Here is a 5,445-nt window from a genome sequence, read left to right on the forward strand (position 1 = left end):
AAGTGCTCGGGTTTGCCCGCCCCGCCGGAGGCGATGAGGGGAACCTTGACGGCCGCCCGCGCGAGGCGGATCAGTTCCAGGTCGAAGCCGTCCTTGGTGCCGTCGGCGTCGATCGAGTTCAGCAGGATTTCCCCCACACCGCGGTCGGCCGCCTCGCGGGCCCAGGCGAGGGCGTCGATTCCGGTGCCCTGGCGTCCGCCGTGCGTCGTGACTTCGAAACCTGACGGGGTGGGCTGCGAACCCGGGCGGGTGCGCCGCGCATCAAGGGACAGCACGAGGACCTGGGACCCGAAGTGCCGGGTGATCTCGTCGATCACGTCGGGTCGGGCCACGGCGGCAGTGTTGATGGCTGCCTTGTCGGCACCGTACCGGAGCAGCTTGTCCACCTCGGCCACGCCGCGGACCCCACCGCCGACGGTCAGCGGGATGAAGATTTCCTCGGCGGTGCGCCGGACGACGTCGAAGGTGGTCTCCCGGTTGCCCGAGGAAGCCGTGACGTCGAGGAAGGTCAGCTCATCGGCGCCGCCGTTGTCGTAACGGTGCGCCAGCTCGACGGGGTCGCCGGCGTCGCGGAGGCCTTCGAAGTTGATGCCCTTCACCACGCGGCCGGCATCTACGTCCAGGCACGGGATAACGCGGACGGCTACAGCCATGACTTCTCCTGGGATTCACTCACGGAAAGAACACGCATGCCGGGTCAGATGCGGCAGGCGTGGATGGTGCTGACCAGGATGGCGCGGGCGCCCAGGTCGTAGAGCTCGTCCATGATGCGGTTGGTCTGCTTCTTCGGCACCATCGAGCGGACGGCCACCCAGTCCGAATCGCGCAGCGGCGAGACCGTGGGTGATTCAAGGCCGGGCGTGAGGGCCGCGGCTGCTTCGACAAGCTCCTTGCGGATGTCGTAGTCCATCATGACGTACTGGTGCGCCACGAGGACGCCCTGCAGCCGGCGGATCAGGACCTCGGCGGCGGGGTTCTGCTCGCCCTTGCGGCCGATCAGGACGGCTTCGGAGTGCAGGATGGGCTGGCCGAAGATCTCCATACCGGCAGCCTTGAGGGTGTTCCCGGTTTCGACGACGTCGGCGATCGCGTCCGCGACGCCGAGGCGCACGGAGGATTCGACGGCGCCGTCGAGCCGGACGACTTTGGCCTTGATGCCGCGCTCTGCGAGGTAACCGCGGAGCAGCCCGTCGTAGCTGGTGGCGAGTCGCTTGCCTTCGAGCTGTTCGACGGCGGTGAAGTCGCCCACCGGGCCGGCGAAGCGGAAGGTGGAGGCGGCGAAGCCCAGCGGGAGCAGTTCTTCGGCTTCAACCTCGGCGTCGAGGAGCAGGTCGCGCCCGGTGATGCCGACGTCGAGCGTTCCCTGGCCGACGTAGACGGCAATGTCGCGGGGGCGGAGGAAGAAGAATTCAATGTCGTTATCCGGGTCCACCATGACCAGCTCGCGGGTGTCGCGGCGCTGGCGGTAACCGGCCTCGGCGAGCATGCCGGAAGCGGCTTCGGACAGGGATCCCTTGTTCGGGACGGCAACTCTCAGCATGGGGAGGTCTTTCTTGGTTGGGACGACGTCCGTTCAGAAACGGTGCGTCCAGGAATTGTCGGTTCAGGCACAGCGGGCCACGCTATACACCGGATTCGCAGGGCAGGGCCTGGCGGGTTCGGCGCGGACGTGGCTAGAGATGCTTGTAGACGTCTTCCAGGCTGAGTCCTTTGGCGAGCATCAGAACCTGCAGGTGATAGAGCAGCTGCGAGATTTCTTCGGCGGCGGCTTCATCGGATTCGTACTCGGCAGCCATCCAGACCTCGGCTGCTTCCTCCACGACTTTCTTGCCGATGCCGTGGACTCCGGAATCCAGTTCGGCGACGGTGCGGGAGCCCTCCGGACGGACGGCTGCCTTCTCACTCAGTTCTGCGAACAGCGATTCGAAATTCTTCACGCCCTCCAGCCTACTTGCTCGCGGGCGGAGGGCGCCTGCCGGGCCGTTCCATGACGGCTGGGATGTGAGCGATTACACAGTTCAACCAGAAGCCTAGCTGAACTGTTTGAGCGTCACGGCGGTGGCGAGGGCGGCGGTGACGGCCTCGTGGCCCTTGTCTTCCGTGGAGCCCGGCAGCCCGGCGCGGTCAATGCCCTGCTGTTCCGTGTCGCAGGTCAGGACGCCGAAGCCCACGGGGACACCGGTGCGGACGGAGACCTCGGTGAGGCCCAGTGTGGCCGCCTCGCAGACGTATTCGAAATGCGGGGTCCCGCCGCGGATCACGACGCCGAGCGCCACGACGGCGTCAAAGTGCGGTGCCAGCCGGGCGGCGGCGACGGGGAGTTCGAAGGTGCCGGGGACGCGGAGGACGGTCGGCTCGCTGATGCCGGCGTCTTTCGCCGCGCGCAGGGCGCCGTCCAGGAGCCCGTCCATGATCTGGGTGTGCCAGCTGGCGGCCACGATGGCCAGCTTCAGCTGGGAGGTTTCCTCCGGGTTGAAGGTGCTGAGGTCAATCTCTGGTGCGCCGTGTCCGCTCATGTGGAAATCCTTGTCCTGGTCAGTCGTCGTGTGCGTGTCTTATCGCCGGGCGGCCCGGTGCGGGCCGGCTAACGGTTGTTCAGTCGTGGTCGTGGTCGAAACCGCGCGGACCGGCAGCCGGCGCAGCCGGCTCCATGTCAAGGACCAGGCGGTGGTCCATCCGGTCCTTCTTGGTCTGCAGGTACCGGATGTTCTGCTCGCGGGACGGAACCTCGGTGGGCACCATCTCCACAACGCGGACGCCGGCCTGGGCCAGCCGGTCCTGCTTGTCCGGGTTGTTGCTCAGCAGGCGGACCTCGTGGAGACCCATGTCGGCAAGGATCTGGGCCGCAGCCTTGTAGCAGCGCGCATCTACGGGAAGGCCCAGCTGTTCGTTGGCCTCCACCGTGTCGAAGCCGGCTTCCTGCAGGGCGTAGGCCTTCATCTTGTTCGCCAGCCCGATCCCCCGGCCCTCCTGGCCGCGGAGGTACAGCAGCGTCCCGCCGAACTCGTTGATCATCTCGAGGGCATAGGCCAGCTGCTCACCGCAGTCGCAGCGGTAGGAGCCGAACACGTCTCCGGTGAGGCACTCCGAATGCAGGCGGACCAGCGGGGCCGTCCCGTCGACCGGAGGCAACGGCGAGCTGACGGCCAGGTGCTCCGCACCGGTGGCCAGGTCGGTCCAGGCCTGGGCCACGAAGTCGCCGAAGGCGGTGGGCAGCTGAACGATCGGGCCGGCGCTGACCGGATGCGGCCGGCGTTCGGCCGCGCGCTGTTCTTGGGCTTCCGACGTCGTCATCGTTTCTCCTCCATTACACGGGGTCAGTTGCGTGACCGGCGGGCTGCCCGGCCTCAAGGTAAGCCACCAGATCGGCAATCGAGATCAGCGGGCAGCCGTGCTCGAGGGCGAAGCCGCGAAGTCCGTCCAGCCGCATCATTTCTCCGTTGTCGTACACCACTTCTGCGATCACACCCACGGGCTCGAGTCCGGCCAGCTGGCACAATTCCACAGCAGCTTCGGTGTGGCCGGGACGTTCCCGCACTCCCCCCTTAACGGCGCGGAGCGGAAAAACATGCCCGGGGCGTGTCAGCTCCGCAGGCTGGCTCCCGGGATCGGCCAAAATCCTTGCCGTCAGGGCGCGGTCCGTGGCAGAGATTCCGGTGCTCACGCCCAGTGCGGCGTCGCAGGACACCGTGTAGGCGGTGCCCTTGGCATCCTCGTTGATTTCGACCATCGGCGGCAGCGCGAGGGCATCGGCACGGCCGCCGTCGAGCGGCACGCAGATGACCCCGGAGCTGTACCTGATGGTCCAGCCCATCAGGGCCGGAGTGGCGTGCTGCGCGGCGAAGATGATGTCGCCTTCGTTTTCGCGGTCCTCGTTATCCACCACCAGGACGGGACGGCCGGCGGCGATGGCGCGGACGGCGTCCTCGATCAGGTCGAGGCCGGCCGGCGGCAGGACGGGCGCTGCGACAAGCTCCGCGGGCAGCGCAGCGTCGGCGGCGTTGGTGAGGATGGGCTGACGGGCGGGGATGTCCTTGAGGTTGTTCACGCTGTCGCCCCTTCCGCGCCTGCTGCTGCTCCCCCGGCTGCCGCGCCTGAAAATGAGAGCAGGCGCTCAGTGTACTTAGCGAGGACGTCCACTTCGAGGTTCACGTGGCTGCCAAGGGCTTTCGCGCCCAGTCCGGTGTCGGCCAGCGTGGTGGGGATCAGCCCCACTTCGAACCACGGCGCCGGTTCGGGTGCCGGGCTCACAGCGGAAACTGTCAGAGACACGCCGTCGACGGCAATGGACCCCTTCTCCGCGATGTAGCGTGCCAGCCCGGCGGGAACGCCGAAGCGGAGCCGGTCCCAGTTGCCCAGCGCCTCGCGCTCGAGCAGCTGCCCGACGCCGTCGACGTGGCCCTGGACGACGTGCCCGTCGAACCGGCCGCCGGCCGGAACGCAGCGTTCCAGGTTGACGGGGTCCCCGGCGGCGAGTTCGCCGATGGTGCTGCGGATGAGGGTTTCGCCCATCACGTCGACGCTGAAGTCCTTGCCGTCGATCTCCGTGGCCGTGAGGCAGACACCGTTGACGGCGATGGAGCCGCCGAGGGCCAGTCCCTCGGTGCTGCCGGGCGCGTGGAGCCGGACGGTGGCGCTGATGTTGCCGTCGCGTTCAACGGACAACACCTTTCCCTGCTCGGCGATAATTCCGGTAAACATCAATTGCCTCCTGCGGCGGTGTCCGCGGCTGTGCGGAGCGGGGTTGAATCGGCTGAAGTGTTGTTCGCGGCCGGCAGGCGCGTCGGGGCGGGCCGCAAATGCAGCCGCAGGTCCCGGCCGAGCAGCTGGACCGCCCCGCCGGACGCGGCATCCCATTCCCATTGCTGGGCATCGGCCAGGGTGGTGATGCCGAGGTCCTCCAGCGCCGGGGTTCCGGACCCAAGGAGGGTCGGGGCGAGATAGACGATGAGTTCGTCCACGAGCCCGGCGGCGAGGAACGCGCTCAGGATCCGGGAGCCGCCTTCCACCATGAGGTGGCGGACTCCGGCGGAGAACAGCTCCTCCAGCGCTGCCCGCGGATCACGCGTCGGCACGTGGAGGACTTTGCCGTCGTCGCCGTTGATCGCGGCGCCTTCGGGAATCCCCCGGTAGCCCATCACGACACGCAACGGCTGGCGGCCGGCCGGTTCGCCGTCGGCACCGCGGGCTGTGAGGCGCGGATTGTCCACGAGGACCGTCTGGGTGCCGACCAGGATCGCGTCGATCCGGCCGCGCAGGGCGTGGTTGTCGGCGAGCGATTCCGGGCTGGAGATCCATTGGCTGGTGCCGTCGCCGGCGGCGATGCGGCTGTCGAGGGTCTGGGCGATATGCAGGGTGACGAAGGGCCGCGAGTCCGCAACGGCGTCGAACCAGCGCCGGTTCAGGTCCAGCGCGGCCTCCGCGCCGAGCCCGGAGCGGACGCGG

Annotated in this window: 8 protein-coding genes; all 8 read right to left on the bottom strand. The window is 68.1% G+C overall.

Features of this window, described 5'->3' with window-relative positions:
• On the bottom strand, positions 1-653 hold a 653-nt coding region (gene hisF, locus K789_RS0114935), incomplete at its 3' end, for an imidazole glycerol phosphate synthase subunit HisF (protein ID WP_024367459.1).
• A 44-nt stretch (positions 654-697) separates the two neighbouring features.
• Positions 698-1,540 carry an ATP phosphoribosyltransferase gene (hisG, locus tag K789_RS0114940; protein ID WP_024367460.1) on the bottom strand — a complete coding sequence of 281 codons (843 nt, stop codon included), beginning with the start codon at positions 1,538-1,540 and terminating at the stop codon, positions 698-700.
• 133 nt (positions 1,541-1,673) lie between these two features.
• On the bottom strand, positions 1,674-1,937 hold the full coding sequence (locus K789_RS0114945; RefSeq protein WP_024367461.1) for a phosphoribosyl-ATP diphosphatase: 264 nt from the start codon (positions 1,935-1,937) through the stop codon (positions 1,674-1,676).
• Positions 1,938-2,030: 93 nt separating this feature from the next.
• Complete coding sequence (gene ribH, locus K789_RS0114950; RefSeq protein ID WP_024367462.1) at positions 2,031-2,516, bottom strand: 6,7-dimethyl-8-ribityllumazine synthase; 486 nt, start codon at positions 2,514-2,516, stop codon at positions 2,031-2,033.
• Between the two features lie 79 nt (positions 2,517-2,595).
• The gene (gene ribA / locus K789_RS0114955; RefSeq protein ID WP_024367463.1) at positions 2,596-3,294 is read right to left on the bottom strand and encodes a GTP cyclohydrolase II; all 699 of its coding nucleotides are present in this window, start codon (positions 3,292-3,294) and stop codon (positions 2,596-2,598) included.
• A gap of 13 nt (positions 3,295-3,307) precedes the next feature.
• Entirely contained in the window at positions 3,308-3,985 is a 678-nt protein-coding gene (gene ribB / locus K789_RS0114960; protein ID WP_128081641.1) for a 3,4-dihydroxy-2-butanone-4-phosphate synthase, read from the bottom strand.
• A 59-nt stretch (positions 3,986-4,044) separates the two neighbouring features.
• Complete coding sequence (locus K789_RS0114965) at positions 4,045-4,701, bottom strand: riboflavin synthase (RefSeq protein ID WP_024367465.1); 657 nt, start codon at positions 4,699-4,701, stop codon at positions 4,045-4,047.
• The coding region (locus K789_RS0114970) for a RibD family protein (RefSeq protein WP_024367466.1) at positions 4,701-5,445 on the bottom strand (745 nt) is incomplete at its 5' end. The genes K789_RS0114970 and K789_RS0114965, both read right to left, overlap by 1 nt.

This window comes from Arthrobacter sp. TB 26 (assembly GCF_000427315.1).
In the GTDB taxonomy this organism is placed as follows: Bacteria; Actinomycetota; Actinomycetes; order Actinomycetales; family Micrococcaceae; genus Arthrobacter.